Raw genomic sequence first — 26726 nt, 5'->3', positions numbered from 1 at the left:
AGGCTGCCTACCCCCGTTGCGGCGCACGCAGCAACAGCAAAAACAACACCGTCCCCACCACGCCGAACACCGTTGCCACGGGAATTTCAAACGGAAACACAATCAGCCGTCCAATCAAATCGCACATCAACACCAACGCCGCCCCCAGCAACGCCACCGCAGGCAAGCTCGCCCGCAGCTTATCGCCCAGCAGGCGGCTGGCGATATTGGGCACCACCAAGCCGATAAACGGAATGCTCCCCACCGTAACCACCACCAAAGCCATAATCAGCGACACAATCAGCAGCCCCGCCCACAGCACCGCATCGCGGTTCAGCCCCAAATTCGCCGCCACGCTGTCGCCCAAGCCCATAATCGTCAGCTGGTCGGCAATCACATAAGCAAACGCCGCCAACGCGCCCGTTGCCCACAGCAGCTCATACCGCCCCAGCAACACGCCCGAAAAATCGCCGCTTTGCCACACATTCAACATTTGCAGCATCTCGGTTTCATAAGCAATAAACGTCGCCACCGCATCAATCACGCCGCCAAAAATCATCCCCACCAGCGGCACCAGCAACTGCGCCGAAGGCGGCAACCGCCGCGACAACGCCATAAACAACAGCATCCCCACCAACGCCGCTGCCGCCGCCACGCTCATTTTCACCAACAACGCCGCCGAGGGCGCAAACAACGCCATCAGCAGCAGCCCCAACGCCGCCGATTGGCTCGCGCCCACCATAGAAGGCTCTACAAACCTGTTTTTCAACAAAATTTGCATAATCATCCCCGCCACCGCCATAGAAGCCCCCACCAACACAATGGCAAAGGTGCGCGGCAGGCGGCTAATCATCAGCACTTGGCTGCTGTCGTTCAGGCTGCCTGAAAGCAAATCCGCCCAATGAAAATTCGCTACGCCCACGGATAGGCTGGCAACAAACAACAGGGCAACGAGAAGCAGGGAGAGGAGATAGAGGATTTGGGGCGTTATTTTCGTGTTAAGCATATTTTTCTGTTTTCACGCTGAAATCTTGGCGAACCAGTAATACGGTGTTTGATTAAGCCATTTGGCGGCGAGCCGCCGCCGTTCCATTTTAGGTTTCAGGCTGCCTCATGTGTGTGATGGAGTTAGGGCAACGCGGCTCTTGATTGCCACGCGCTAAACGGCAGCCTGAAAACGCACTTCGTCCACGCGCCCCGTTCCCACGCATTTGCCCGCTTCCATAATGGCAAACGCCGCTCCACGCCGCAACAACGGCGAATAATCCACATCAAACAACGGCTTCACTTCAACCTGCGTGTCTTGGTTGGCTGCCGATGCTTCGCCACGGATAAATTCCACGCCCAAATATTCGCCCGAATTATCGGCAACAAAATGCGGGCGGTAACACGTTACGGCGTAGTCAATCGGCGGCAGCCTGAAACGAAGTTCAGCGGAGCTAAAACCTTGTGGGTGAAGCGGACGGTGCAAAGCAGGGTGAACGGTGGCATCGGGGTTATTGGGGCGTTTCGTCTAAAAATTCGTCTAAATAACGCTTGCCACTATCGTCTAGCGTGGTGCGCAGTTCGCGCAGTCGGGCGAATAGCGCGGCTTTTTCGGCGGCGGTGAGCGTGTGTCCGCTGTCGTCGGTTAGGCGGTTGTAATCGGTCGTGCCTTGGGCATCTAGGCTGCGCAGGCGCAGATAGCTGCGTTTTTTGCCTGATGCGGTTTGGGTTTGCAGCAGCATACTGCCGCCGTCTGCGGCGACGGGGCTTTCATCTATCAAAATGGCGGTGGGTAAAGTGTTTTTGGGCATGGCGTGGCTTTGGGGTGTTTGGGCGATTGCGCATGATACGGCTAGGGCGAGCAGTAGGGGGAATAAGGATTGCATGGTGGGCTTTTTCAGGCTGCCTTATTTTGTGTTCTGAATGGCGAGCTACATTTAGTCAAAATAAAAACAATATGGGTAGGACGTATGGCTTTGCCACGCACCCTACGTCGACTGTTTTTCAGGCTGCCTATTGGGTTGAGGCAGCCTGAAAACGGTTATTCAAACTGCAAACGGTTGATATTCACACGCCGCAAGCATGGGTATGGCGGCGCAACGCCATGCAAACGGCTGAACTCGCTGCAACCGTTTTTCAGGCTGCCTATTGGATTGAGACAGCCTGAAACCTTTGCAAAACCTGCAACCGATGGAGCGTCGGCGGCTCGCCGACATTTTGGCAAATCAGTAATACTATGTTTAATAAGCTATTTGACGACGAGCCGTCGCCACTCCATTTTAGATTTCAGGCTGCCTCAGGGGTTTGCAAATGTTTCAGCCTGAAAACGGTTATTCAAACTGCAAACGGCTGATATTCACGCGCCGTAAGCGTGGGTATGGCGGCGCAACGCCATGCAAACGGCTGAACCCGCAGCAACGTTTTTCAGGCTGCCTCTGTTGCGCTGAGGCAGCCTGAAAACCTTTATTTCGCCTTTTTAAACGCTTCTGCCGCCTGCTTAGCAACGGTTTGCAACTGCTGCGCGCCGCCTGCGGCAAGATACGCGCTGCTGTCCAGATACACCACCTGCCCTTTTTTCCATGCGGTGCTTTCGGCAACCAGCGGGTTATCCAACACGTCTTTTGCTGCTTTGCCCTCTTCGCCAATCGCGGCGCTGCGGTCTAGCACAAACAGCCAATCGGGGTTTTTCTCTTTAATGTATTCAAACGAAATCGGCATGCCGTGCGAGCCTTCTTTCATGTTGGGGTCCACGGGTTCTAGCCCGATGTCTTGGTGCAGCCAGCCGCCCAAGCGCGAATTGGGGCTTTGCGCGGATAGCTTGCCGCCGCTCACAATCAACACCAGCCCTTTGCCCTTGCCTTTTGCCGCTTCGCGCGCTGCGTCAAACGCTTTGTTGATGTCGGCTTTCAATTTATCCGCCTCGGCTTGTTTGCCGAAAATTTGCGCATAGGCATCTATGCGCTCTTCGGCGCTGGTACGCAGGTTTTTGCTGTCGGCGGTCATATCTATGGTGGGTGCCAACTCGTTCAACTGTTGCGCGGCTTTGCTGGTGCGGCTGCCGATGATGATGAGCTGCGGTTTGAACGCGCCCAAGGCTTCGTAGTTCGGCTCAAACAGCGTGCCGACGTGTTTCGCCTTGCCAAACGCGTCTTGCAAATAAGGCAGCATGGATTTGTCCACGGTTGCGCCCACGGGCACGCCCAATGCGGTGAGCGTGTCCAGCGCGCCCAAATCATACACGGCAACGTTTTGTGGATTTTTCGGCACCACCGCTTCGCCGCGCGCGGTTTGCACGGTTACTTTTTCACCTTGAATATCGTGCGCTTTCAGCGGGGCTTTGTCGTCTTTATCCGCTGCGCCGCCTTGCGCTTGCGATGCGGCAGAAGCTGAGTTTGCTTGGCTGGCGGCTTGGTTGCCTTGCTGTTGCGATGGGTTGCACGCGGTGAGCGCGGCGAGAGTGAACAGAGCGATAAGCGAATGTTTCATGGGGTTTCCTTGTTGTTAAAAAGATGGCGCGGTTTGAGGCAGCCTGAAACCGCGTATTCCGTTGATAACGGGTTGATAAAAATGGGTTACAAGTTTACAAAAACAAAAATGGATTCGGTTAAAACTTCTGTTTCAGGCTGCCTCAAACCGAAATTTTAACCGCAATCCCCAAGCGGAAGATAGGCAAAGCAGGGTTGGCACGCCATCGATGCTTTGCCTTCAATCGCCTACCAACGATAATTCACGCCCAAACGCACATCGCGCCCTGCTTCGGGCAAGGAACTGCCGTTGGTGCTTTCGCGTTGCGTGTGCGATTTGTAGTATTTGTTGCCCACGTTGTTGATGGCAAAGTTCACATTCAAATTGTCTTTGCCGGGCAGGGGTTTCCAGTTCAGATAAATATCGTTTACGCCGTAGCCTGGGCGTTCTGTGCCGCCGCCTGAGCCGCGTTGGTAGGCGGAGTGTTCGGTGCGTTGCACAAAGCGTCCGCGCCAGCCGATTTCCAAATTGGGATTTTCAAATTGGTAAGACAAGCCCGCTGTCCATGTGCGCCCCACGGGCACAAACGTTACCAGCGAGTCAATATTGGTGCTGTCAATTTTGGGCTTGTTGTAGGCAACCCCTGCGCGTGCGGTTAAACCGCGCCAGCGGTAGGAAGTGGAGATTTCGTAGCCTTTGTTTTTCAGCGTGCCGCCGTTGTACGCCATAAAGCGACCGCGCCCAAGGCTGCGCCAAGCCTGCACGTCTTTGATTTGTTGGTCAAAATAGCTGGCTTCAATTAACAGCGCGTCGTTGAGTTTGTATTTCACGCCCACTTCGGCATTGCGCGCGCGTTCTGCTTTTAAATTGGGGTCGGCCAGCGCGGTGCGGCTGCCTGAAAGCATCACTTCATACAAGCGTGGGCTGCGGCTGGCGTAGTTTAAATTGGCGTTGAAGGATAAATCGGGCGTAGCGTCCCAAATCACGCCAATGCTGGGGTTCACCTTGCTGCCTGAGCTTTTGCTGTTGCCAGAGAACAAGGTTTTGTAGTGGTCGTAGCGCACGCCTGTGGTCAGCGTTACGGGCGCAATATCCCAAATGCCTTCGGCGTAGATGCCGTAATCGGTTTTTTCTTCGCGCACACGCCCGCCGCTTAGGCTGTCGGGTTTGCTTTTTTCTTTGCGCCAGTTCACGCCGTATTTGAGCGTGTGTTTGTCAAACAGCGGCGTGTCAAAGCCCACGTTTGCGCCATTGGTTACGATTTTGTTGGTGGCGGTTTCGGTGGCGCTGGGTTCTTCGCGCTTGATGGTTTGGGTGTACACATTGGCTTTCAGGCTGCCTAATGCGCCCAGTTGCTTGCCCTCGTAAGCAAGGTTGGTGGTGTCTTGCGTGAGGATGCGATAGCGCGGGCTGTTGGTTGCACTTCTGCCTGCTTGGGCGAAGTCAAATTCTTCACGCAAATTGCGTGTGCCGTAGGTTTTTTCTTGGCGATGGCTTAATTCAACGCGGTGGCCGTCGTTGAAATTGTAGGCAAATTTGGCGAGCAAGCCGCGTTGTCCAATCGCGCTGCCGTTTACTTTGTTGCCTGTTGCGCTGCGGTAGCCGTTGCCTGCTTTGTAGTCTTTTTCGGTAACCCAGTTGCCTGTAATCAAGGCATCCAAGCCGCCCCAACGCCCGTAAACGGCTGCGCCACGGTTGTAGCCTTTATTGCTGCTTACGCCTGCGTTTAATTTGAAGCCCACGTTTTGCCCTTCGCGCAGCAAATCGGCGGCATCCACGGTTTTGGCGACAATCGCGCCGCTGGTGGCACCGATGCCCGCCGATGCCGAGCCTGTGCCTTTTTGCACGCCGACTACTTTCACCAAGCTGGGGTCTAACAAAAACCGCCCGTTGTGGTGGAAAATTTGTGAATCGGAATAGGTGTTGTCCACTTTCATGTCGATTTGGTCTTGCCCCATACCGCGGATGGACACCCATTGCGAAGTGGCGTTGCCGCCTCCGAAGTTGATGGACGGCTCGTTGAACAGCACGTCTTTCATGTCGGTGGAGGTGGATTCGTCCATTTTTTTGGTGGTCACGCGGCGGGTGGAGATGTCGCCTTTGACCGTGATGTTTTGCAATTCCTGCTTGTGCTCGGCGGGCAAATCCTCGGCTTGGGCGTAGCCCGCTGCCAATGCCAAGGTGAGCACGGAAAGTTTGAAAAAGGGTGTTTTCATGGTTTTCTCTCAGTCGGATTAAGGTTGAACAAAAATAAAATTCGTTCTCAATATTAACACGTTTTGACAAAACCATGAATAGAAAAACCGTATGAGTTGTGGGGATGGGAATGGGGCAGGCGGGGAAAAGGCAGCCTGAAAACAGGGGGATAGTGTTGTTTTACTCGTTTTCAGGCTGCCTTATGGGCTTTCTGATGGCGCGTTGGATTTAATGCGGCTGGCGTTGGTACGCAGCACAAAAGGCAGCCTGAAACGCGCTAAACAGCATTTTGGCTTCGCAACTCTGCTGCGCTACGCAGGCTGCCTTTCTATCCTCCTCAGCGAACCGTTCCCACCCGCTCGCCATCTGCCCTGATTTCCGCCGTTTTGCCGCCGCCTTTTGCTTCCCAAACCCAATGGTTGCCGTGCGATTGCGCGGGTTCGCCAAGGATAAACCACGCCTTATCCAGCGTGTCGCCTGCGCGGATGGTTTGGCATTGTTCGCGCGGCACAAACGCGCGTTCGCCGCAGTTGTGTTGCTGTCGGCAGTCGGGACGGATGCAGTAGTCCTGCGTGCTGTGCCAAATGCCGCCGCCCTGCCCGCATAGGGCGCAGTGAGTGCGGGGGAATAATGCCACCGCCGCTATGCCGCCGATTGCCAACAACGCGGCGGCGGTGAAATAACGGGTTTGGGGTTTCATTGTGAATTCCTTGTGGTAAGGCAGCCTGAAATGAGCAAACCTGTTTTCAGGCTGCCGCAATCAGCGCACCGCCTGCTCCCACCACACATTGCCGTGATAGGTGTCGCCGCATAGCTGATAACGCCGCCGGCAACGGGTGCATTCAAAATACAGCGATAGGCTGTCGTACCAGCCGAAGCGGTCGCGCCCGCTGCCTAAGGCGCGGCATTCCGCCAGCGATTCGCTCCATGCGGGGTCGATTTCTTTGCCCATATCGCGCAAAATGCCCAGCGACACGGCGTTTTCAACATGGCACAGCGTGCGCTGCAAATGCGCCGCGCCTTCCATTTTCACGCGTGTTTTAAACTCAGCGCATTGCGGGCAGTCTATGCCTTTGCGGGAAAAAACGGGCATGGTCGTCTCCTTGGAAAGTGGTTTTCAGGCTGCCGTTTAATTCACGAAGCGAATCGTTTGTACGCACGCGCCTTGCGCGGTGATTTCCACCAACGCGCCGCCACGCTGCCGATTGCCAACAGCGCAGCAGCGAAAAAATAAGGGGTTTTGGATTTCATCACAGATTTCCCGCATACGGTAGCCTGAAACGCACGCAAACGAATATTGCGCGCCCCTCAAAGCTGCAAACACACGATATTGCAGGTCAACCCGGCCGCGGTGCCCGACAGCAGCACTTTGTCGCCGGCTTTCAGACGGCCTTCTTCCAACACTTTGCACAGCATAAAAGGCACAGAGGCGGAAACCATGTTGCCGTATTCGGCAACGGCATCGACATACTGCCCTTTTTTGAAGCCCAGCGTTTTCATCATCACGGGCAGCGCGGGGCTGGCCTGGTGGGGAATCACCAGCGCGATGTCTTCGGGGCGCAAACCGTGCCGCGCCCAAAATTCGTCAAACAGGGCGGGGATTTTTTGCAGCGAGAGTTTGAGCACTTCGCGCCCTTGCATGTCAAACAAAAAATCGGCGTGGTTGCTTTCCGTGTAACGCTGCGGCGGCAGCGCGGTGAGGCCGCCGCGTATTTCGGTGCTGTGCGCGCCTTCCGACCAGGTGCGCTGTTCGGCGGCCAGCACGCCTTTTTCGACTTCGGTGCGGCGCACGACAATGGCCGCCGCGCCGTCGCCGAACAGTTTGAAACTCTCGCTCTGCTCGGGATTGAGGGCGCAGGAAGCCAGGTCGCCCGCCACAATCAGCACGGTATCGTAACGAGCTGCGGCAATCAGATAGGACACTGTGTCCAGCGCGGTGAGGAAGCTGGTGCAGGTGGAATTGATGTCCAGCGCGGGTATGGCTGTGCCGAGGGCGATTTGTTCGTGTATCAGCGCGGCGGTGCAGGGAATGGGCTGCACGCCGACGGCGGCGGCGCAGACGATGCAGTCCAACTCGGCGGCGGCAATGCCCGCTTTGTTTAAGGCGCGGCGTGCGGCCGTTACCAGCATTCCGAGCTGGCTTTCGCCTGCGCCTGCACGGTGGCGCGTCTGAGCGTTGAAGCAGACGGTGTGTTCGGGCAGGTAGCTGCCCCAGCCGATGATTTCCAGTTTGTTCATGTTTACCCTACGTCTTTCTCTCGATACGTTTCAATTTTCTTTTTTCAGGCTGCCTGTACGGCACAAAGCGGTACTCCGTGCCGGCTATGCCGTGTTGCGCCATCAGCTTTTCAAACTGCGCGACAATGGCGTTCTGCGTGCCGTCGGGGCAGCCTGAAACAGCGATTTCAATGGTTTTTCCGCCTGTTTGGCAGACTTGGTATTCGCGGATGCCGTCGATAAACAGGATGCAGCGGCGGATAAAGTCGGGATAGATTTCCACGGTTTCGCCCGCGCGATTTTGAAATTGGAAAACATCGTCTTCACGCCCTTCAATTTTTGCCAGAGCCAGATGCGGCGAGCCGCAGGGGCAGGGTTCGCGGCGGATGTGCAGGATGTCGTTGAGGTGGTAGCTTACAAATGCCTGCGAGCGGCGTTTGAGGTCGGTAATCACGGGGATGAAGCGTGTGTCGTCCAGCCATTCGGGTTCGACCATCACAATGTCTTCGTTCAGGTGCAGCGTGCCGCAGCGACAGGTGGCGGCGAGAAAGCCTTCGGTGGCTTGGTAGATTTGGTCAACGAAAGGCAGCCTGAAAACGGCGGCGATGTAGTCGGCATCGCGGTTTTCCAACACTTCGGCCACGGCGATGATTTTCTGCGGCGCAATGTTGAGTTTTCCCTGCTCCTGATACGCCGCCAGCCGCGCCAGCACAGATGCGGGCGCAACCAGTATGCTCGGCTGCGCGTTTTGCAGCGCGGCAAGGTGTTCGGCAAGCGGCGTTTCCATGTCAAAAAAGCGGAACGACAGCAGCGGCGAATCCAGCGTTTGATAGAGATTGTTGTTGGCACGCAGAAAAAACGCGATGTGCTGCCCGAAACATCTGCCGCGCGGCAGCATTTTTGCCAGCACCGCGCCTGCCCACATCGCCTGCTCTTCGGGCGATGTGAGAAACAGCCCGCGATGCCCCGATGTGCCCGACGACAAGCCCACGGAAATTCTACCGACGGTGGGGCTGAAATCGCGCGTGCGCTCGGCTTCAAGGGCAACTTTCATGGCTTGGTCTTTGCTGATGTCCACAGTGTTCAAGTCGTCAAAACGCGCCATCATCAGGGCTTTGTCCATTTTGATGTCTTCAAAGCTGCCGCCGTTTTGCAGATAAGGCAGATGCAGCCTGAAAAACGTTTTTTGCGCGGCAAGGGCTTTTTGCTGGCGGCGCAGCAGCGCGGCGCGGTTTTTGGCGGGAAACCAGCGGATGAGGATAAAGGTTTTGAGAAACAGCCACAGCGCGGTCATAAAATATCCCCGATGTATTCGGGCGTATCATGGCTCACCAGCACGCGGATGCCGTCGGCCTGCATGGTTTGCAGCAGCGCGGTGTTGCGGCGGTAGGCAGCGAAGTCGTCCTGAATCAGGCGCGGAATACGGCGCATTTGGTCGGTGAGCGGCAGTACGTCCTGCCCCCAGCAGGTATCGGCGGCGATAAAGATTTTGCGCTCGGGGATATACAGGCAGCCCTGCCCTTTGGCATGGCCGTCCAGCGCGGCGAGCAGCAATGAGCCGTCGCCGAACAAATCGGCGGTTTCGGCATGGGCAAAGGTCGTCTGAAAGGCGTTGATAGGTACGGTTTCGGCGCGTTCGGCAAAATCGTCGGGCAGAAATTCGGGGAAAATCAGCGAACGCAGACGGTTTTCGCGGTAGGTCTGCATCACGCCTGCGGTGGTGAGTATGCGGGCGCGGGGAAAGGATTTCAGTCCGCCGATGTGGTCGGGGTGCAGGTGCGACACAATCACCGTGCCGATGTCGTCTGAAACAATGCCTGCGGCGGCAAGCTGCGCGGCGATGGTATCTTCGGCGCGGACAAAAGTGGGATTGACGGCGCGGTAAATCTGGTATTTCCAGTACCGGCGGTTGAGTGCCGTGCCGTAGCCCGTGTCGTAAAGGATATGGCCGTGAACGCGGTGTTTGATGAGAAACACGCCTGCTTGGAACACGCGCGTTTGTTTGGGGTGGCGGCGGAAGATGTGTTGCAAGTGGTTCACGCAGTAGCCGCAGGCGAAATAGCGCACGGATTCAATCAAGGGCGGTATGGCGGACATAGTGTTCGATTCCTTGCGCGATGCTGATACGCGGTGCGTAGCCCAGTTCGCGCTGTGCTTTTTGGATATTAAGGGTTTGGCTGTAGGTGAGCAGGCAGGCGGTGTAGCGCGTAACGGGCGGCTCTTTTGCCATACTGAGCAGCCTGAAAACGGTTTCCAGCGCGTTTGCCGCCGCCCACAAGCCTTGTTTGGATACGCGGCGGGCGTTCATTTTCTGCCCTGCCGCTTGGAAAAACTGCGCGAGCAAATCAACAAACGGCTGCGGTTCGCCGTTGGTGATGTTGTAGGTCTGCCCGACGGCGGCTTCGGTTTGCAATGCCAGCCGCAGCGCGTAGGCGACGTTTTCCACGCAAGTCAAATCGGTGAGATGTTGTCCGCCCTTAACCAGCGGAATGCCGATGCTACGGTTGCGTGCGAGCAGGCGCGGAATAATGCTGGTGTCGCCCACGCCGAACAACCCGCGAGGGCGGATAATCACGCTCGGCACGCCGCTTTGGCGCACAAGGTTTTCTGCCAGAATTTTGCTGCGGATATAGTGGTTTAAGCGATTGTCGGCGGGCGCATCGCTTTCGGTAAGATTGATTTGGTCTCGCGGCGCGGTGTAAATGCTGGGCGACGACACGAACACCAGCCGTTTGATGCCGTGTTTCAGGCAGCCTGAAAGCACGTTTTGCGTGCCCTGCACATTGGCGGCGTAAAAATCGCGCCAATGCCCCCAAACGGTGGACAACGCACCGGCATGAATGCAGAAATCCGCTCCGTCGAGCGCGTGCGATACCGCGTTTTCGTCTGCCAAATCGCCGCGATGCACGGTTATCCCGCATTCGCCTTCCAACTGCGCCGCCTTCGCCGCATCGCGCCCGAAACCACGCACGGTATAGCCCGCGTCCAACATCTCGCGCACCGCATAGCCGCCGAGAAAACCCGTTACGCCTGTGATTAAGACTGTTGCCATGATGTGTTTTCCCTTTCGGAAGGCAGCCTGAAAAGTTTTCAGGCTGCCTTAAATCTTTGTTACCGTCATTCCCGCGCAGGCGGGAATCTTGGGGGAAGTGATGCAGTTGTCCGTTTTAAAGGCATGGCTGAATATCCAGACAAGATTCCCGCCTGCGCGGGAATGACGGCTCTTGTTATTTTCAGGCTGCCTTAAAGCTCATTCTCTTCCAAAATCTTCCGATACAGCCCGTTGCTCAATTTCACCAGCCCTGCCCAAATCATGCGCTGATAAAACGGCAGATGCCGCGTGTAAACCGCCGTGTATTCCAACTCGGCAACTGCACCGCGCGATTTTTTAAACTGCGCCGCGCCGCTGCTCCAATGCTGCCGCAACCCGCGCTCTGCGCAATATCGCGCGATAAACATCGACAGGCGGCGGTACAGTCCTTCGCTTTGCGGCAATGCCAAATCGTAGCCCAGCACCGGCGCGGTCAATACACCGTTTTCGCTGATAACACCGACACAACCCGCCGCCGCACCGTCTGCCGAGTGCTCCAGCAGAAACAAATCCAGCAAACCGCGCGACACCGCCTCGCGCAGAAACCGCGCGGTAAACTGCACATTGCCCTGCGAATATTTTCCCAAATAAAGCTGGTTGTAAAACAAATAGGCAGCCTGAAAATCGGCATCGGGGCACAGCGCGGTAAGGCGGCGGAAACGGTATCGCCCGTCGGCAAGCAGTTTCATATCGTTTTTACTGTCGCGGTGCGGGGCGATTTGCGCCCAACTGTCGCTCAAATACACCTGACGCATCAGCAGAAACTGCCAGCCGTATGCCGCCAAGTCATTCATAAAATCTTGATGATGCACGGCATTGAGCGAGCGAATGATGATTGCCGTGCGCGGGCGGACGGCGCAGGCGGCGGCGCGTAATCCGGCGGGGCGGCGCTGCAAAAACGCGGCATCGTATAAATTGGTGGTCAAACCGAAATTCTGCACGCCCACGGTTTTATCGATTCTGCCCAGCCGAAAAACCGCCGCCAGCAGGGCAATCAGCACGCGCAGCAGGGCAGCCTGAAAACGCGGCAGCTTTACCAGTTCGTCCCGCCCCGTCTGCACCAGCGCGGCATACAGCGACACCGTCCATGCCTGCGCCGCCGTGCCTTGCGTGCAGGCGAACAAAAGGCCGTCTGAAAACTGTTTTTCACTGCGGTCGTTGGCAACCAGCGCCTGCGCGGGAATCTCGCGGAACAGTTCGCGCAAGCCATCGTTCAGATTCATGGCGCGTCTCCGTTCCACTCAATATCGGCGGTGGACGCATCGCTCAATGCGATGCCTTTGCGCCACGCAATCCATGCCAACTCGCCCATTGATAACGCCAAATCCCGTGCAGAAATATCCGCCAGCACGTCCCGCGCCGCCGCGTAGTCTGCCCACACTTCGCGGCACGTTTTTTCCCTGCGCGCCTGCCATGCGAACAGCCGCCACATTTTTTTGGACACGGCGGCATTCGTTTGCACGCGCTCGGGATTGAACTGCCAGCTTTTCAGGCTGCCTGAATACGACAACGCGCCTGCCAGCAGATGGATGCCGCTGGTGGCGCGGGGGTTGCATTCGATCACGTAAATCCCGCGCCCGTCGTCGATAAAATCAAACGCTGCCTGCCCGTGAAACGTATTTTTCACGGCAAATTCGGTAACAAAATCATGGATGCGCGGCTCATCGGCACGACGGAAATAGGTGGAAGCCGAACCGTTTACCAGATACATCGGATCGTACACCACCTGCGCCGCCACCCGCCCGCGCTCGCAGACGGCGTAGCTGCACAGCGGTTTGCCGGCAATGCGCTGCTGCTGCACCCACGGTTCGGCGGCGGATATGTGCAGATTTTCCAAGGCATCAGGCCGGGGCGACACCAGCACCCGCCGCCCGAAGCGGCTGTAAACCGGTTTGAACACCGACCGGCCGGCCGCCGCCCAATCAATATCGTCCGCCGAAGCCAGCCGCCGCGTGTGCGGAAGCCGAACCGCCGTGTCGCGCGGCAGATAATCAAAAAAGCGCCACTTGTCGTGCAGCCCCAGCAGCAGAGTGCGCGGCGGCATAAACAGCTTTTCCCGCTCCGATTCGGACAGCGGCACATGGGCGAGATAAAAAATGTCTTCACAGGTGGGCACCACAAAATCCGCTTCGGCAACCAAACCGCGCATTGCCGCCGCATAGCCCGCAAAATCATAGCGCGGGGGAGGAATACGGCAGTACCGCACACGCGGATTGCTCCGCGCGGCAAACGCCGCCAGCGGAAAGCGCAGGCTGTCGCACAGCACGGTTTTGTCCGCATCCGCAAACACCCGCATCCAATCCAGCACCACCGGTGCGCGCGGCGAAGTGATGAGTATATTCATAATGTGAGTCCCGAACTTGCGTTATTTACCGTCCGCTCCCAGCACACATTGCCGTGATAAGTATTGCCGTGCAAATGATGGCGCAGATGGTAATGCCTGTATTCGCTGCACATGCACCCTATACGGGGCAAACCAGTCATAGCAATTTCCTTGGCAGCCTGAAAACGCGCCAACGCATTTTAGCCGCGCCCGTTCCGCTTTGCCAACTTAGCCGCACGGCTCGCTTTACTTTCCCTTACAATCGCCCCATGCTCTACGAATTCCATCTCACCACCCGCCCGCTCTCCGAAGCCGAAACCCACCATTTCGCCCGATGCTGCGCCAAGCTCGGCGGCAAAGCGGTGCTGATTGCCCTGCCCCACAGCGCGCACACCCGGCAGCCGATGCTGTCGTTTGTGTGCCGCGAACCCACTTGGGCGGCGGCGCGGCAACGCATGGCGCGTTTGGCGGACGTGCTGGCGGCGCAAGGCTTTGCCACCGCCCTAGACGCAGGCTGGATTGAGGCAGCCTGAAAGCAAGTTTGCGAGCCTCTGCAAAGCCAAAAATCCATCCCAAGGAAAAACCATGCCCCTCATCCAAGCCTACCGCCAAGCCTATCCCCAAGCCAGCGATGACGACTTGCAGCGGCTCATCGCCTGCGATGCCTTTATGCGCCGCGCCGCGCAAGTGCCGCATCCGCTTATCCTCAAAGGCAGCTACCTCACCCGCCAATATTTCCCCGACCCCGCGCAACGCCTGTTTGCCGATTTAGACTTCGTGTTGCAACCGCATTACGACGACATCCAAGCCGCCACCCGACTGCTCAGCCAATGGATGCAAGCCGTAACCACGTTCCATTATCCCGACGACGGCGTAACCTTCGCCCCCTTTGCCGAAAACACATTTTGGCGCAACGTGGATTACGCCATGAGCGACGACTTCCCCACCGTGAACACCGATTTTGAATGCCGCGCCGACGGCTGGGAATGCGAAGCCAATCTCGACGTTTCGCTGAACCTAGACATCGCCCACCCGCATCCGTTCACCTTCGCCACGCCCATAGACCGCTTCACCATGCCGCTCACCACGCCGCTGCATTACCAAATCGCATGGAAGCTGCACCAAACCATCGTGCGCCCGCGTTTCAAAGATTTATACGATTTAAGCCGCCTCGCCCCGGCCATCGACAGCCTGAAAGCCGCAGGCTGCAACGAAGTTAAAACGGGCAACGCGCGTTTCAGCGGAGCCAAAACCGCAACCGCCGACAAAGCGGATGCAAACCGGCACGACAACCCGCCCAGCGCCGCCAAAACCCTGCGCGACACCCTAGCCGTGCTGGCGGACGAATGCCGCCGCGACCACATCAAACCGCGGCGGATACTGGATTTGTTTGACTACGATTACAAAAAAACATTCGGCGGCATCAAAGCGCACGACATATGGAAATGGGAAAGATTAGGCGGCACAGCTTGGGCTTGCCCCGATATGCCAGACTCGCCCGAAGCCACGTTTGAACAATACGCCCAAGCCATGCGCGAAGCAGGGTTTACACGGCAGAACGCGGAAAAGCTGCTGGGGTAAGCGGCATGCGACAGGCAGCCTGAAAACGCCGTTATTCCCAGACAAAATGATGAAACCACGGCACGCCTTCAAAACGGCGGATTTCGCGCAAAATCTCAGGCTTGACGATGCCGCGCAATGCTGCCTGCTTTTACCGATTAACACAGAATTGAACAAGCAAACCCGCCCCGCCAAGCCCCGTCTGATACAATTTCGCCGCCCAACCCCCAACCGCTTATCCATTTTAATTTAACGTCCGTTGAAGCCTTCGGCTTTCAGGCTGCCCATGAAACTCCTAAAAGACAGTCTTATCTACCTTCTCGGCGAGCTTGCCGCCAAAGCCCTGCCCTTTTTGCTGCTGCCTTATCTCACGCGCAAATTCGGCGCGGCGGGCTACGGCGATTTGTCGTATTGGCAAACCCTGCTCTCCCTGCTGGTTATCGTATTCAGCCTCAGCCAAGACGGCGCGCTCACGCGCTATTTTTATGTGTACGGCAAACGCAACCTGCCCGGCGTGATGCTGGCGGGCTACGGCTACACCGCGCTGGTTACGCTTGCCGCGCTGGGGGTTGCCGCCACCGCGCAGTCCGTCAATCTTGCCGCGGTAACCTGCGCCGCCGCCGCGCAAAGCATCCTCGGCGTGCAGCTTGCCTACCGCCAATGCCAAAAACGCGCCCTGTCGTACACGCTTATCCAAACCGCCAGCGGCGTGCTCACCAGCCTGCTCACCGTCGCCCTGCTGGAAACCACGCACAACGCGCCCGTCGCCTTTCGCTTTGCCGCGCTGTTTGTCGGCAACGCCGCCGTTTCGCTCGCCGCCTACGCGCTGATGCCGCGCAACCGCCACCGCATCCGCCTGCGCCGCCTGTTTCAGGCTGCCCAATACATCTTCGCCTTTGGCCTGCCGCTTGTGCTGCACCACGCCAGCGGCTTTATTAAAGGACAGCTTGACCGCATCGTTATCTACCAACACTACCCCGCCGAACAGCTCGGCATCTACGCCGCAGGCTTGCAGCTTGCCAGCATCCTCAGCATTCTGCTGCTCGCCGCCAACAAAGCCACTGTGCCGCATTATTACCAAGCCGTGAAACAAGGCAGCCTGAACGCTGCCAAAATCCGCCGCCTCGCCCTCTCCGCCTTAGCCCTCAGCCCCCTCCCCGCCGCCATCGCATGGCTGCTGCCCAACGCGCTGTTCACATGGCTGCTGGGCGCGCAATATGCGGGCAGCCAGTATTACACCGTCCTGTTCCTGCTCGGCTTCGGGCTCACCCTGCCCTATTACCTGCTGGTGAACCACCTGTTCTACCACGGCAAAAACAAGCGCATCGCCGTCATCTCCGTGCTCTCCACGCTGGTTTACCTTGCCGCGCTGTTTGCTACCGCCCGCATCGGCATCCGCTGGATACCGCTGGCGATGATTGCCGGCAACGCCGCCATCCTGCCGATTTTGTGGACAAACGTGAACGACAAGGCAGCCTGAAAACAAAAACCCCGTTTTCAGGCTGCCTTGTCAGCTTCCCCATTCACCAACCGCAATCCCCACCCTCAATCCACCAAAACCATTAAAATATCCCCCATTCCCATCCCAACCGCATCCCCGTTTTCAGGCTGCCTCAACCGCAGCCCATCCTAACACCGCCGCACACCGCCCATGCTTATCGCCAACCCCACCTATCTCCACGCCGACCCCGACCTTAAAGCCATTCTCGCCAACCAACTCGCGCTATTTTGCGTGTCGCTGCCCATACTCAACGAGCTACCCTTTGTGGTGTCCGTTATCTTTATCCTGATGATGGCGGTGCGCATCCTGCTGCTGTTTTTTGGCGTGCGCAAAATGGCAACGTGGCAGCTTGTGTTGATGCTTGCGCTGGTGGTTGCCCTAGTGATGCTGCAAGTGGGTTCGTTTGTGGGGCTGCAAGGCGGCATGGCGTTGCTGCTGTTGCTGGGCGCGCTCAAATCCTACGAAGGGCGCACCCGCCGCGACTGGCAAGTCTCCGCGCTGGTGCAAATTTTCCTGCTCACAGGCGCGGTGTTGTTTAACCAAAGCATGCTGGTGGGCGCGTGGGTGCTGGTTTGCCTCACCCTCATCGCCGTCGCGCTCGCCATCCTCAACGAGCTAGACCCCAAAACCGCGCTCAAACAAAGCATTATCGGCTTCGCGCTCACCCTGCTGCCGATGATTTTGCTGTTTATCACCATGCCGCGCAAAGAATCGCCGCTGTGGGGCATTCCGCAAAACCCCAGCAACCAATCCACCACAGGCATTTCCGAAAGCATGAAACCGGGCAGCATCGGCAACTTGGTGCAAAGCAACGAACCCGCCTTCACCGCCACATTCAGCGACAACTATCGCCCCCGCCCGCAAGACTTATACTGGCGCGTGATGGTGATGATAGACCGCGACGAAACAGGCGAATGGCACGCCGCACGCGGCATGATGGACGACGCATCCCCCGCCCGTGGCAACCGCCCCACGCAAGACGTGCGCTATCAAATCGTGATTGAAGACACCAAAGGGCGCATCCCCGCGCTGGATTACCCCTCGCGTCGCCAAGACACAGGCATCCTGCAAGAGCTGGGCGACGTGCTGCGCGTGTACAGCCGCCAAGGCGTGCGCGGCATCACGCTGCGCGCCAACGCCACCGACGAGCTCACCCAAAAGCTAGACAACGCCGAGCTGCGCCTTTACACCCGCATTTCCGACGACAACCCACAAACCAAAGCCCTCGCCCAAGCGCTCTATCAACAAGCAGGCGGCGACACCGCAACCTTTATTCAGGCTGCCTATCAGTATTTCAACAAACAAAAATTCGTTTACACCCTCAAACCGCCCGTTCTACAAAGCGCTGCCCCCACCGATGAATTCCTATTCCAAACCAAACAAGGCTTTTGCGAACACTACGCCGATGCTTTTGTAACCCTAATGCGCTCCGTGGGCGTGCCCGCGCGCGTGGTAACAGGCTATCAAGGCGGCGAATGGAACGAGCAAGGCGGTTTCTGGCAAATTCGCAGCAAAGATGCCCACGCATGGGCAGAAGTATGGCTGCCCGAGCGCAACGTCTGGAAGCGCGTAGACCCCACCGCCGCCGTCTCCATCAGCCGCGTGGACAGCGGCGTGGACAGCGCATTACCCGCCGAGGAAATCAACGAATTAGTCAGCAACCTGAGCGCATGGAGCCGATTCACCAGCCAAAGCCAAATCTACTGGCAACGCTGGGTGGTGAACTTTGACAACGCCCAGCAAAACAGCCTGTTTTCATTGCTCGGCTTGGGCGGCGCCAGCACATTCAGCTCCCTGCTGTTGCTCATTATCGGCAGCGTGCCCGTGCTCATCCCCATCATTTGGTGGTGGCGACGCTCACGCAAGCAAGACATCTCGCCCTTGGCAGACGGCTTCATGCTGCTCAAACGCCGCCTGCTCGGCAACGCCTTCCCCAACCTCGCCGCGCTGGGCGCAACCGAATTGCAAGCCGAATTGGAACAAAGCGAACGCCTCACCCCCGATTTAGCCCGACTGCTGCAAGACTTTATCGCCCTCAACTACGCCAGCAACCAACCCCCCAGCAAACACGCTGCCCAAGCGTGGTATCGCCGCGCACGGAAGCTGTCCAATAAATATCGCTTGAAAAGCGAATGGGCAGCCTGAAAACAGGTTTTGCCGTAGGGTGTGCCGCTTCGCTGCGCACGCGGTTTACAAGGCAGCCTGAAAATGAACCGTAGGGTGGGCAACTCGTTGCACACGCCGTTTAAAGCAGCCTGAAAACAATTAGCGCAGACATTCCACAGGCAGCCTGAAACGCCTAACACAGACATCCCAACAGCCGTAGGGTGTGCAGCTTCGCTGCGCACGCGGTTTACAAAGCAGCCTGAAAAACAATTAACGTAGCCACCCCACAAGCAGCCTAAAAATCATCCCACATAAAAACCCACCACTCCCCCCCAAAAAAAAATTTAGCCCAACGCAACCCCCACCCATTTTTCAGGCTGCCCCAATCCAAATTAAGCTAAAATCCTCTCTTTCCCACAACTACAAAGGAAACCCCATGACCTACCTCGCCCAAGCCCAAAACTGGCTCGCCCAAGACCCCGACCCCGAAACCCGCGCCGAGCTAGAAGCCCTGATTCCCGCCGCCCAAGCAGGCGATGCCGCCGCACTCGCCGAGCTAGAAGCCCGCTTCAACGGCCGCCTGCAATTCGGCACCGCAGGCCTACGCGGCAAACAACAAGCCGGCAGCATGGGCATGAACCGTGTGTTGGTTGCCCAAGCCGCCAAAGGGCTGGCAGACTACATCCTGCAATTTGACCCGCAAAACCCCAGCATCGTCATCGGCTACGACGGGCGCAAAAATTCCGACATCTACGCCCGCGACACCGCCGAAATCATGGCAGGCGCAGGCATCCAAACCCGCCTGCTGCCGCGCACCCTGCCCACCCCCGTGCTTGCTTACGCCATCCAACACTTCGACACCAGCGCAGGCGTAATGGTAACCGCCAGCCACAACCCCCCCGCCGACAACGGCTACAAAGTCTATCTCGGCAAAAGCAACGGCGGCGGGCAAATCGTCTCTCCCGCCGATGAACAAATCGCCGCGCTGATTGACCAAGCCACGCAAACCCCCATCAACCAATATCCCCGCAGCAGCGACTACGAAACACTCGGCGAAGCCGTCATCGAAGCCTACATCGCCAAAACCGCCGCGCTGGCGCAAGAGCCCGAATGCAGTCTGAATTACGTTTACACCGCCATGCACGGCGTAGGCAAAGAAGTGCTGCTCAAAACCCTTGCCGCCGCCAAGCTGCCACTGCCGCACATCGTTGCTGAGCAAGCCGAACCCGACCCCACCTTCCACACCGTCGCTTTCCCCAATCCCGAAGAAAAAGGCGCGCTAGACCTCGCCATTGCGTTAGCCAAAAAAGAAAATGCCGAATTCATCATCGCCAACGACCCCGATGCCGACCGCCTTGCCGTTGCCATCCCCGATGAACAAGGCAACTGGAAATCGCTGCATGGCAATGTAGTCGGCTGCTATTTGGGCTGGTATCTGGCGCAAAAAAATCAAGGCAAAACAGGCACGCTCGCTTGCTCGCTCGTCTCCTCGCCCGCGCTGGCGCAAATTGCGCAAAAATACGGCTTTGCCAACGAAGAAACGCTCACCGGCTTCAAATACATCGCCAAAGCCCCCAACCTGCTCTACGGCTTTGAAGAAGCACTCGGCTACCTCGTAGACCCCGATAAAGTGCGCGACAAAGACGGCATTTCCGCCGCCATCGTGTTCCTAGACCTAGTACGCAGCCTGAAAGCGCAAAGCAAAACCCTGCTAGACCACGCCCGCGACTTCGCGCAAACATTCGGCGCATACACCAGCGGACAAATCTCCATCCGCGTCAGCGACCTTGCCGACATTGGCAAATTGATGAGCGCGCTGCGCCAAAATCCGCCCAGCCAAATCGGCGGGCACGCAGTAGAGCAAACCATTGACCACCTGCAAACCGAACGCCAAAACGATATTTTGGTGTACCACCTTACCAACGGCAGCCGCCTGATTGTGCGCCCATCGGGCACCGAGCCCAAAGTCAAATTCTATTTGGATGCAAAAGGCAGCAGCGAAGCCGATGCCCAAAATGTGTTGCAGGCGTTTGATGCCGCCGTGCGCGAACTGCTGCGCCAAGATGTTTACGGCAAGCAAAACTGCTAACCCATTTTCAGGCTGCCTATTTTGCCCAAGCATCGCGCAAGCATAGGCAGCCTGAAAACGGGTTTACGAGTTTCTACAAAATTAAATTTCTTCCAACCAACCACAAGGAGCCCATCATGGCAACCCCACATATTTCCGCCCCCGCAGGCGCATTCGCCGAAACCGTTTTGATGCCAGGCGACCCCCTGCGCGCCAAATACATCGCCGAAACCTTTTTGGAAAACGCCGAGCAAGTAACCGCCGTGCGCAATATGTATGGCTACACAGGCACATACAAAGGCAAACGCATCTCCATCATGGGACACGGCATGGGCATCCCATCTTGCTCCATCTACGCCAAAGAACTCATCACCGAATACGGCGTGAAAAACCTAATTCGCATCGGCTCATGCGGCGCAGTGTTGGACGACATCCATGTGCGCGACGTGGTCATCGGCATCGGCGCATCCACCGACAGCAATGTAAACCGCATCCGCTTCCACGGCTACGATTTTGCCGCCATCGCCGATTTCGGCATTGTGCAAGCCCTGTCTAACGCCGCCAAAGCGCGCGGCATTGATGCCAAAGTGGGCAACCTATTCTCATCCGATTTGTTCTACCACCCCGACACCAGCATGACCGAAACCCTGCGCAAATACGGCATCGTGGGCGTGGAAATGGAAGCCGCAGGCATCTACGGCGTGGCAGCCGAATTCGGCGCCAAAGCCGCCACCATCTGCACCGTGTCCGACCACATCGTGCGCGAAGAATACACCACCGCCGAAGAGCGCCAGCTCACGTTTAACGACATGATTACCATCGCCTTGGATGCCGCGATAACGCTGTAATCCACCCCAAAGGCAGCCTGAAAACAGATTGGGCGCAACACCCGACCGCCAACCGTTTTCAGGCTGCCTTGACACCCAACGCAATCGCCGTATAATCCGCGCCTTTCCGCGCCCATCGTCTAGAGGCCTAGGACACTGCCCTTTCACGGCGGCAACAGGGGTTCGAATCCCCTTGGGCGTGCTACAAAAAACCTTGCCGATAAGCAGCAAGGTTTTTTTGTTCGCGATAAAACCACCCCGTCGTTTTCAGGCTGCCCACTTCATCCAACCCGCCCCGCCAAAATGCTATAATCGCCCCATTTTCCACCCACCCCCAGAAAGCCCGACATGAACTTTGAACAAGCCCGTTTCAACATGGTAGAACAACAAATCCGCCCATGGGACGTACTGGATTTTGACGTGCTAGACGCGCTGCAAGACATCCCGCGCGAACTGTTTGTGCAGCCCAGCCAACAAGGCTACGCCTATGCCGACCTCGCCCTGCCCCTGCCCAACGGCAGCCAAATGCTTGAACCCAAAATCGTCGGGCGCATGGCGCAAGGCCTGGCGTTGAAAAAACACGAGCGCGTGCTGGAAATCGGCACAGGCTCGGGCTACGCCACTGCCGTTTTGGCTAAGCTGGCGCACGAAGTCACCACGTGCGACATCGACAGGCAGCAGCTAAACGCCGCCCAAGCCGTTCTGAAAGGCTTGCAGCTGGACAACATCCGCTACCAAGCCATCGACGGCTTAAACACCCTGCCCGCCAATGCCCGTTTTGACGCGATTTACATTGGCGGCAGCCTGAAAACCATTCCGCAACAGCTTTTCCCGCATCTGAACAACGGCGGGCGCATGGTGGTGGTGGTCGGCAGCGAGCCGGTTCAACGCTGCGTGCGCGTAACGCGCGACGGCGACACGTTTAGCGAAAAAGTCCTGTTTGACACGCTGATTACGCCGCTGCAAGACGGCAACAACGCCGGCTGGTATAAAGCGACGGGGAAATTTACATTTTGATGATGGCGTGATTGCCCCGCCCAATCGTGTTTCAGGCTGCCTTGGATAATTTCAAGGCAGCCTGAAATTTTTTATATGAGCTACTATCCGCCTTCCAAGCGCAACAATTGCAAAGGGGCTGAGAAAAGCGAAACATCTTTTCAAAACACGTTTTCAGGCTGCCTTTGCATCGCCATAAATACATTCTTAATCGTCGTCATCATCGCTGCGGTCTCTGCCCGCTTGGTAAAGAACGTAAACGACCACCGATGACAACACCAGCGAAAAGCCAAAATCGTCATCGTTCATTTTCAACCAAGCGGGGATGTTAATCAAAACAAACACGCCAATCATCAGCCAAACCATTTGCCGCGACACGGGGTCGGGCTGCATTTGCGCGGTGTAGCGCGGGGCGTTGCCGCCGTCAAATTGAAACCATGCGGCAAGCTGTTTGCGCGACACGGGGGTGTTTTTGCTCCATGCCAATTCGTTGCGCGTGCGCTGGGCGGAAAGTTTGCTGCCGCTTTGTTGGTAATCTTGGTAATAGGTGATGTCGCCTGCGCGGATGTGCCAGTAGAACGCGCCTGCGGCGTAGCTCACGCGCCCGCCGTAGTCGTAGAGTTTGTAGGCGTTTTTGGGAATGTTGTTTGGGGTTAGGGCGGGGAAGCGGGTGAGCGTTTCCGACAGCGCCCATTCGTTTTGCGCGGTTTCCACCAGCCATAAGAAACCTTCTTTGGGGTTGTACAGCAAATATTCGCGCCACCAATCAACGGGGACGAGGCTTAGTGGGCTGCCGTATAGCGCGGCGTGTGCGTCGTCGGGGCGGAGCTCTTCGTAGCGGGCGGCGCCGATAACGGTGTAGCTGTTGCCGTGGATTTTGCCTGTTTTGCCGATGGGCAGCGGCAGGGCTTCTTGCTGGGCTTGGCGCATTTCGTTGGCGGCGATGAGCTTGGCTTTTTCTTCGCTGGTGTCCAAATCGCTGCCGCAGCTGGGGCAAATCACGGTGGGGGTGATGCCGCGCAGCCAATGGATAGATGAACCGCAATGCGGGCAGTTTTCGCTTTGGCGTGTGCCTTTCAGGCTGCCTGCGCTTTGGCGGATTTGCTCTTCGCTGCGGGTGTTTTGCAGGAAAAGTTGGTTGAGCTGGACGGTGCTGCCGAGAAAGGCTTGCGGCGGGGTGTCGCCGTAATCCAGCGTGAGGAATGCGTTTTCGTTGCGCCAATCGGCAACGCGGTTTTGGTAGTTTTCAGGCAGCCTGAAAGGCAGTTCGCCTTGGGCGGCGGCGTTGGAGAGGGTGATTTCGCGCACATCGCTGGCGATAAAGGTTTTGCCGTAGTCCAGCGTGCTGATGCCTGCGCGGATTTCGTTGAAATCGGGGGCGTTGTCGGGCGTGGCGATGGGGTGGGTGATAACATAAATGTCGCCCGCTTCGGAGAGCCAGCCGTTTTCGCCGTCGTCAAACCGGACATACCATTCGTTCCACACGCCTGCGTCGTATTTGGCTTGCAGCCGCCCCACCACGGCGAAGCCCTGCCCGTTGTATGTGCCTGTGGTGCCGATTTGGATGGGGCTGAAATCTTGCAATAATGCGCTGTCGCGCCCCGTGTCTTTTAGCGTGCCGTCTTGCAACACGAGCATACTGTCGCAATAGCTGCATACAACGGTGATGGCGGTGGGGCTGTAAACTTGGACGGGTGCGCCGCAGCTGGGGCAGCCGGTGTGGAAAAATGGCTCAGACATGATGCAATGGATGGGATGGCAATGGGGAAATCATAGCATAAAGGCAGCCTGAAAACGTGTCGGATGCGGGTTGCCGCTGCGCGGGTTTTCAGGCTGCCTTGCGATCGGACAAGGGTTGCGATGCGTTTGGCGGGTTGCGCGCATGGCGTTGGCGTTGAACAAGGGCAGCCTGAAAACGCCCAACCGTATTTTCAGGCTGCCCGATGGACCGCAATCAATGCGGTCGTAATCAATGGGCTGCAATCAACAGCGCTGCGCCAGCTCAACCGCTTTGCCGATATAAGCGGCGGGCGTGAGCGCCAACAGCTCGGCTTTTGCGCCATCGGGAATCGCCAAGCCGTTGATAAACTGGCGCAAGGTTTCGGGCGTGATGCCGTCTTTGCCGCGCGTGAGCGCTTTAAGCTGCTCGTAGGCTTGCGGCACGGCGTAGCGGCGCATCACGGTTTGGATGGGCTCGGCAAGCAGCTCCCAAGTGGCGTTAAGGTCTGCCAACATGGCGGCGGGGTTGGCTTCCAGTTTGTTCAAACCGCGCAGGTGCGCCGCCCAGCCCAAGAGCGCGTAGCCCGCGCCCACGCCCATGTTGCGCAGCACGGTACTGTCGGTTAAATCGCGTTGCCAGCGGGATACGGGCAGTTTCTCGGCAAGAAAACCGAGTACGGCGTTTGCCATGCCCAGATTGCCCTCGGAGTTTTCAAAATCAATCGGGTTCACTTTATGCGGCATGGTGGAACTGCCCACTTCGCCCGCTTTCACTTTTTGTTTAAAGTAACCCATTGATATGTAACCCCAAATATCGCGGTTAAAATCAATCAAAATGGTGTTGATGCGGCTGACGGTTTGAAACAGCTCCGCCATGTAGTCGTGCGGTTCAATTTGGATGGTGTAGGGGTTAAAGGTCAAACCCAATGATTTTTCTACGAATTTTTGGCAATGCTGTTCCCAGTCCACATCGGGGTAGGCAACCAAATGGGCGTTGTAATTGCCGACTGCGCCGTTGATTTTGCCCAAAAATTCCTGCGCGGCAAGCTGCTGGATTTGGCGTTGCAAACGCGCCAGCACATTGGCGATTTCTTTGCCCAGCGTGGTGGGCGTGGCAGGCTGCCCGTGCGTGCGCGACATCATGGGCACGGCGGCCAGCGCGTGCGCCATCTGTTGCAGCTTGGCGGCGATTTCGCGCAATTGGGGCAGCAGCACTTCATCGCGCGCTTGGCGCAGCATCAGCGCGTGCGACAGGTTGTTGATGTCTTCGCTGGTGCAGGCAAAGTGGATGAATTCGCCCACGGCGTGCACTTCGGCGTTGTGCGCGAAGCGTTGTTTGAGCCAGTATTCAATCGCTTTCACGTCGTGGTTGGTGGTGGCTTCGATGGCTTTGACTTCGGCGGCGTTGCTCAGCGAAAAGCCGTTGATTACGCTGTCTATTTCGGCAAGCGTGGTGGCGGAAAACGGGGCGACTTCGCCGATTTTCGGCTCGGCAGCAAGAGCTTTGAGCCATTCCAGTTCCACGCGCACGCGCGCTTTCATTAAGCCGTATTCGGAAAAGATGGGGCGCAGCGGGTCGGTGGTAGCGGCGTAGCGTCCGTCTAGCGGGGAAAGGGCGGATAGGGGGTTTATCATGTTGAATCCTTGTTGATAAGGGGAAAGGCGTTTCAGGCTGCCTCAATCTAACCATAGCCAAAGGCAGCCTGAATTGGGGTTTTCAGGCTGCCTTTGGTGGATTTATTTGTTTGCTGATGCAGCCGATGCGCCGGCTACACCGCTTGCGCCGCTGGCTTGGTTAGACGGCGCACCAAACCATTGGGTGTGGATTTTGTCGTATGTGCCGTCTGATTTGATTTGAGCAAGCCCTTTGTTGATGGCTTCGCGCAAGCCGTCGCTGCGCCCTTTTTTGAACACAAAGCCGTAATGCTCTTGGATAAACGACGGGTCCACCACCACGTTTAACTTGGCATCGGGGTGCTGCTTCACATAAAACGCCACCACGCTGCTGTCGCCCACCACGGCATCCACGCCGCCTGTTTCCAGCTCTTTAAACGCCAAAGGCATGGTTTCAAAGCGTTTGATTTTGGTGCTATCTTTGCCTTGCAATTTTTGCAAAATCAAATCGCCCGATGTGGCAGCCTGAACCGATGCGGTGCGGTTTTTCAAATCAGCAAAGCTTTTTACCGCGTTGCTGTTTTTGTTTTCCGTGATAATCATCTGCGTGGCAGTAAAATAGGGGTCGGAAAAATCAAGCTGTTGTTTGCGCTCGTCATTGATGGTGATGCTCGCCAGCCCCACATCGCTGTCGCCCTTGTCCACATTGGCAAACAAGCCTTCAAATGGCGTGTTCACAAATTCCAGCTTCACATTTTGCGATTTGGCCGCCGCATCCAAAATATCATGCGAAAAACCCACCACATGGTCGTTGTCCATGTATTCCATCGGTGGATAAGACGCATCGGTGGCAACAATATATGTTTTGCTCACATCCAAACCTGCACTGCTGGCGGCAGAGGCGCCGGCGTTGCTGCTTGCGCCGCCATTGCCGCCCGAACACGCCGCGAGCAAAAAGGCAGAGCATAACGTTGCTGTAAGAATATGTTTTTTAAACATGATGTTATCCTTGTGTTGAAATTTCCATGCCGCCGCAAACACCACATCAGGCAGCCTGAAAAAGGTTTAGGTAGAGGTTT

General features: G+C 57.0%; 25 protein-coding genes and 1 tRNA gene. 9 read left to right on the top strand and 17 right to left on the bottom strand.

Translation table 11 applies throughout. The features are described from left to right. Window positions 1–7: 7 nt before the first annotated feature. The 13 genes from H3L93_RS03180 to H3L93_RS03120 all read right to left on the bottom strand — a co-directional run bounded on the left by H3L93_RS03180 (window position 8) and on the right by H3L93_RS03120 (window position 13277). Complete coding sequence (locus tag H3L93_RS03180; RefSeq protein WP_003796998.1) at window positions 8–985, bottom strand: ABC transporter permease; 978 nt, start codon at window positions 983–985, stop codon at window positions 8–10. A gap of 153 nt (window positions 986–1138) precedes the next feature. Beyond that, a complete protein-coding gene (locus H3L93_RS03175) occupies window positions 1139–1450 on the bottom strand; it encodes a hypothetical protein (protein ID WP_050755575.1) in 312 nt (103 codons plus the stop codon). Between the two features lie 25 nt (window positions 1451–1475). Continuing rightward, window positions 1476–1850 carry a hypothetical protein gene (locus H3L93_RS03170; protein WP_003797002.1) on the bottom strand — a complete coding sequence of 125 codons (375 nt, stop codon included), beginning with the start codon at window positions 1848–1850 and terminating at the stop codon, window positions 1476–1478. 577 nt (window positions 1851–2427) lie between these two features. Beyond that, window positions 2428–3450 carry a siderophore ABC transporter substrate-binding protein gene (locus H3L93_RS03165; RefSeq protein ID WP_003797007.1) on the bottom strand — a complete coding sequence of 341 codons (1023 nt, stop codon included), beginning with the start codon at window positions 3448–3450 and terminating at the stop codon, window positions 2428–2430. A 227-nt stretch (window positions 3451–3677) separates the two neighbouring features. Continuing rightward, on the bottom strand, window positions 3678–5645 hold the full coding sequence (locus tag H3L93_RS03160; protein WP_003797011.1) for a TonB-dependent receptor plug domain-containing protein: 1968 nt from the start codon (window positions 5643–5645) through the stop codon (window positions 3678–3680). Window positions 5646–5962: 317 nt separating this feature from the next. After that, complete coding sequence (locus tag H3L93_RS03155) at window positions 5963–6325, bottom strand: hypothetical protein (protein ID WP_050755576.1); 363 nt, start codon at window positions 6323–6325, stop codon at window positions 5963–5965. A 60-nt stretch (window positions 6326–6385) separates the two neighbouring features. Next, entirely contained in the window at window positions 6386–6718 is a 333-nt protein-coding gene (locus H3L93_RS03150) for a hypothetical protein (protein WP_003797015.1), read from the bottom strand. Between the two features lie 215 nt (window positions 6719–6933). After that, window positions 6934–7863 carry a 3-oxoacyl-[acyl-carrier-protein] synthase III C-terminal domain-containing protein gene (locus H3L93_RS03145; RefSeq protein WP_003797017.1) on the bottom strand — a complete coding sequence of 310 codons (930 nt, stop codon included), beginning with the start codon at window positions 7861–7863 and terminating at the stop codon, window positions 6934–6936. 7 nt (window positions 7864–7870) lie between these two features. Continuing rightward, complete coding sequence (locus H3L93_RS03140) at window positions 7871–9136, bottom strand: F390 synthetase-related protein (RefSeq protein WP_003797020.1); 1266 nt, start codon at window positions 9134–9136, stop codon at window positions 7871–7873. Beyond that, complete coding sequence (locus tag H3L93_RS03135; protein ID WP_003797022.1) at window positions 9133–9939, bottom strand: MBL fold metallo-hydrolase; 807 nt, start codon at window positions 9937–9939, stop codon at window positions 9133–9135. Before H3L93_RS03135 ends, H3L93_RS03140 begins: the two co-directional genes overlap by 4 nt. Continuing rightward, window positions 9914–10894 carry an NAD-dependent epimerase/dehydratase family protein gene (locus H3L93_RS03130; protein ID WP_003797025.1) on the bottom strand — a complete coding sequence of 327 codons (981 nt, stop codon included), beginning with the start codon at window positions 10892–10894 and terminating at the stop codon, window positions 9914–9916. The genes H3L93_RS03135 and H3L93_RS03130 overlap by 26 nt, the downstream gene beginning before the upstream one ends. A 191-nt stretch (window positions 10895–11085) precedes the next feature. Further along, entirely contained in the window at window positions 11086–12156 is a 1071-nt protein-coding gene (locus H3L93_RS03125; protein WP_003797029.1) for a GNAT family N-acetyltransferase, read from the bottom strand. Continuing rightward, window positions 12153–13277 (bottom strand): ATP-grasp domain-containing protein, encoded by a 1125-nt coding sequence (locus H3L93_RS03120; RefSeq protein ID WP_003797031.1) that lies wholly within the window; start codon window positions 13275–13277, stop codon window positions 12153–12155. Before H3L93_RS03120 ends, H3L93_RS03125 begins: the two co-directional genes overlap by 4 nt. Before the next feature lie 53 nt (window positions 13278–13330). On the opposite strand from H3L93_RS03120, the gene H3L93_RS03115 reads away from it, so the two are divergent. From H3L93_RS03115 to H3L93_RS03075, 9 genes are all read left to right on the top strand, one after another. Beyond that, on the top strand, window positions 13331–13789 hold the full coding sequence (locus H3L93_RS03115; protein ID WP_155803163.1) for a hypothetical protein: 459 nt from the start codon (window positions 13331–13333) through the stop codon (window positions 13787–13789). A gap of 52 nt (window positions 13790–13841) precedes the next feature. Further along, entirely contained in the window at window positions 13842–14837 is a 996-nt protein-coding gene (locus tag H3L93_RS03110) for a nucleotidyl transferase AbiEii/AbiGii toxin family protein (RefSeq protein WP_003797033.1), read from the top strand. Between the two features lie 46 nt (window positions 14838–14883). Further along, entirely contained in the window at window positions 14884–15069 is a 186-nt protein-coding gene (locus tag H3L93_RS03105; RefSeq protein ID WP_003797036.1) for a hypothetical protein, read from the top strand. A 33-nt stretch (window positions 15070–15102) separates the two neighbouring features. Then, window positions 15103–16296: an oligosaccharide flippase family protein gene (locus H3L93_RS03100; protein WP_003797038.1), complete on the top strand. Its 1194-nt coding sequence runs from the start codon at window positions 15103–15105 to the stop codon at window positions 16294–16296. A gap of 171 nt (window positions 16297–16467) precedes the next feature. Next, window positions 16468–18462 (top strand): transglutaminase TgpA family protein, encoded by a 1995-nt coding sequence (locus tag H3L93_RS03095; protein ID WP_003797043.1) that lies wholly within the window; start codon window positions 16468–16470, stop codon window positions 18460–18462. 397 nt (window positions 18463–18859) lie between these two features. Further along, window positions 18860–20512, top strand: a complete 1653-nt coding sequence (locus tag H3L93_RS03090) for a phospho-sugar mutase (protein WP_003797045.1) — start codon at window positions 18860–18862, stop codon at window positions 20510–20512. Window positions 20513–20628: 116 nt separating this feature from the next. Then, a complete protein-coding gene (deoD, locus tag H3L93_RS03085; RefSeq protein WP_003797048.1) occupies window positions 20629–21339 on the top strand; it encodes a purine-nucleoside phosphorylase in 711 nt (236 codons plus the stop codon). 108 nt (window positions 21340–21447) lie between these two features. Then, window positions 21448–21520: transfer RNA gene (locus H3L93_RS03080), tRNA-Glu, on the top strand. Window positions 21521–21666: 146 nt separating this feature from the next. Next, on the top strand, window positions 21667–22335 hold the full coding sequence (locus tag H3L93_RS03075; RefSeq protein WP_003797049.1) for a protein-L-isoaspartate O-methyltransferase family protein: 669 nt from the start codon (window positions 21667–21669) through the stop codon (window positions 22333–22335). A gap of 186 nt (window positions 22336–22521) precedes the next feature. Here the strand turns inward: H3L93_RS03075 and H3L93_RS03070 are convergent, their stop codons facing one another. The 4 genes from H3L93_RS03070 to H3L93_RS03055 all read right to left on the bottom strand — a co-directional run bounded on the left by H3L93_RS03070 (window position 22522) and on the right by H3L93_RS03055 (window position 26646). Next, window positions 22522–24054: a DUF4178 domain-containing protein gene (locus tag H3L93_RS03070; RefSeq protein ID WP_081446109.1), complete on the bottom strand. Its 1533-nt coding sequence runs from the start codon at window positions 24052–24054 to the stop codon at window positions 22522–22524. A gap of 30 nt (window positions 24055–24084) precedes the next feature. Then, entirely contained in the window at window positions 24085–24297 is a 213-nt protein-coding gene (locus tag H3L93_RS03065) for a hypothetical protein (RefSeq protein ID WP_003797053.1), read from the bottom strand. After that, entirely contained in the window at window positions 24298–25668 is a 1371-nt protein-coding gene (purB, locus tag H3L93_RS03060) for an adenylosuccinate lyase (protein ID WP_003797055.1), read from the bottom strand. A gap of 102 nt (window positions 25669–25770) precedes the next feature. Further along, window positions 25771–26646 (bottom strand): basic amino acid ABC transporter substrate-binding protein, encoded by an 876-nt coding sequence (locus H3L93_RS03055; protein WP_182077701.1) that lies wholly within the window; start codon window positions 26644–26646, stop codon window positions 25771–25773. Between the last annotated feature and the right edge of the window lie 80 nt (window positions 26647–26726).

Source organism: Kingella oralis (genome assembly GCF_014054985.1).
Classification (GTDB): Bacteria; Pseudomonadota; Gammaproteobacteria; order Burkholderiales; family Neisseriaceae; genus Kingella_B; species Kingella_B oralis.
This window is presented reverse-complemented; position numbering and strand designations above follow the sequence as displayed.

Coding starts and splice junctions, on each gene's coding strand:
- H3L93_RS03180 (WP_003796998.1), bottom strand. CDS start 985: ATGCTTAACACGAAAATAACGCCCCAAATCCTCTATCTCCTCTCCCTG.
- H3L93_RS03170 (WP_003797002.1), bottom strand. CDS start 1,850: ATGCAATCCTTATTCCCCCTACTGCTCGCCCTAGCCGTATCATGCGCA.
- H3L93_RS03165 (WP_003797007.1), bottom strand. CDS start 3,450: ATGAAACATTCGCTTATCGCTCTGTTCACTCTCGCCGCGCTCACCGCG.
- H3L93_RS03160 (WP_003797011.1), bottom strand. CDS start 5,645: ATGAAAACACCCTTTTTCAAACTTTCCGTGCTCACCTTGGCATTGGCA.
- H3L93_RS03155 (WP_050755576.1), bottom strand. CDS start 6,325: ATGAAACCCCAAACCCGTTATTTCACCGCCGCCGCGTTGTTGGCAATC.
- H3L93_RS03150 (WP_003797015.1), bottom strand. CDS start 6,718: ATGCCCGTTTTTTCCCGCAAAGGCATAGACTGCCCGCAATGCGCTGAG.
- H3L93_RS03145 (WP_003797017.1), bottom strand. CDS start 7,863: ATGAACAAACTGGAAATCATCGGCTGGGGCAGCTACCTGCCCGAACAC.
- H3L93_RS03140 (WP_003797020.1), bottom strand. CDS start 9,136: ATGACCGCGCTGTGGCTGTTTCTCAAAACCTTTATCCTCATCCGCTGG.
- H3L93_RS03135 (WP_003797022.1), bottom strand. CDS start 9,939: ATGTCCGCCATACCGCCCTTGATTGAATCCGTGCGCTATTTCGCCTGC.
- H3L93_RS03130 (WP_003797025.1), bottom strand. CDS start 10,894: ATGGCAACAGTCTTAATCACAGGCGTAACGGGTTTTCTCGGCGGCTAT.
- H3L93_RS03125 (WP_003797029.1), bottom strand. CDS start 12,156: ATGAATCTGAACGATGGCTTGCGCGAACTGTTCCGCGAGATTCCCGCG.
- H3L93_RS03120 (WP_003797031.1), bottom strand. CDS start 13,277: ATGAATATACTCATCACTTCGCCGCGCGCACCGGTGGTGCTGGATTGG.
- H3L93_RS03110 (WP_003797033.1), top strand. CDS start 13,842: ATGCCCCTCATCCAAGCCTACCGCCAAGCCTATCCCCAAGCCAGCGAT.
- H3L93_RS03105 (WP_003797036.1), top strand. CDS start 14,884: ATGATGAAACCACGGCACGCCTTCAAAACGGCGGATTTCGCGCAAAAT.
- H3L93_RS03100 (WP_003797038.1), top strand. CDS start 15,103: ATGAAACTCCTAAAAGACAGTCTTATCTACCTTCTCGGCGAGCTTGCC.
- H3L93_RS03095 (WP_003797043.1), top strand. CDS start 16,468: ATGCTTATCGCCAACCCCACCTATCTCCACGCCGACCCCGACCTTAAA.
- H3L93_RS03090 (WP_003797045.1), top strand. CDS start 18,860: ATGACCTACCTCGCCCAAGCCCAAAACTGGCTCGCCCAAGACCCCGAC.
- deoD (WP_003797048.1), top strand. CDS start 20,629: ATGGCAACCCCACATATTTCCGCCCCCGCAGGCGCATTCGCCGAAACC.
- H3L93_RS03075 (WP_003797049.1), top strand. CDS start 21,667: ATGAACTTTGAACAAGCCCGTTTCAACATGGTAGAACAACAAATCCGC.
- H3L93_RS03070 (WP_081446109.1), bottom strand. CDS start 24,054: ATGTCTGAGCCATTTTTCCACACCGGCTGCCCCAGCTGCGGCGCACCC.
- purB (WP_003797055.1), bottom strand. CDS start 25,668: ATGATAAACCCCCTATCCGCCCTTTCCCCGCTAGACGGACGCTACGCC.
- H3L93_RS03055 (WP_182077701.1), bottom strand. CDS start 26,646: ATGTTTAAAAAACATATTCTTACAGCAACGTTATGCTCTGCCTTTTTG.